Here is a 997-nt window from a genome sequence, read left to right as displayed (position 1 = left end):
TTCTGATTCACCATGCTGGCTGGGCGGGAGGCCAGCATGGATGGGCAAGCCTTATTCTCTGGATCTTCGCCAGCGTGTCGTGGCCGCGATTGAGGGCGGGATGTCCCGCAATCGGGCAGCCAAGCAGTTTGGGGTCGCGATCAGCACCGCAATTGGCTGGATGAAGCGGGTCGATGAGACCGGGAGCGTTGCTCCGGGCCAGATGGGCGGTCATAAGCCGAAGGCGGTTTCGGGAGAGCATGCGGTCTGGCTGTCGCAACGGATCAAGGAGGGCGATTTCACGATACGCGGGCTCGTTGCCGAGCTTGCCGGACGCGGCCTGAAGGTCGACTACCATTCGGTGTGGGACTTCGTGCATGCCGAGAAGCTCAGCTTCAAAAAAAAGCGTGGCGGCTGGCGAACGGGATCGACCCGAGGTCGCGCGGCGGCGAGCCCAGTGGACAAAATATCAAAGTCGCGTCGAAGCTGAGCGGCTGGTCTTCATCGACGAGACCTGGACCAGGACCGATATGGCGCCCTTGCGGGGATGGGCGCCGCGCGGGTGCAGACTTCACGCCAAGGTTCCCCACGGCCGCTGGAAGACCATGACCTTCCTGGCGGCCCTGCGCCATGATCGGATCGATGCACCATGGTTCATCGAGGGGCCGATCGATGGCGTGAGCTTTCGCACCTATGTCGCGAAGGTTCTCCTGCCGGTCCTTCGACCCGGCGATATCGTCGTCTTGGATAATCTCGGCAGCCACAGGAGCAAAGCAGTTCGCCAGCTCATCCGTTCGGCCGGCGCCAAACTGTTCTTCCTGCCAAAGTACTCGCCCGACCTGAACCCGATCGAACAGGTATTTGCCAAGCTCAAGCATCTGCTCCGCAAAGCTGCCGCCCGAACCGTCGATGCGGTCTGCGCCGCAATCGGCCACGCACTCGATGCCTTCACCGCCGACGAATGCGCCAATTACCTCAAAAATTCAGGCTATCGAACTTAATGCCATCACGCTTTAGC

General features: G+C 61.2%; 1 protein-coding gene. It reads left to right on the top strand.

Features of this window, described 5'->3' with window-relative positions; all coding sequences use genetic code 11:
• Positions 1-40 precede the first annotated feature (40 nt).
• Positions 41-980 (top strand): IS630 family transposase gene (locus IVA87_RS14110; protein ID WP_247333914.1). Its coding sequence is split into 2 segments (ribosomal slippage): positions 41-387 and positions 386-980, totalling 942 coding nucleotides; the frame shifts between segments, so codons are not numbered across the junction.
• Positions 981-997: the final 17 nt, after the last annotated feature.

Origin of the sequence: Bradyrhizobium sp. 147 (assembly GCF_023073935.1) — a bacterium.
GTDB lineage: Bacteria > Pseudomonadota > Alphaproteobacteria > Rhizobiales > Xanthobacteraceae > Bradyrhizobium.
This window is presented reverse-complemented; position numbering and strand designations above follow the sequence as displayed.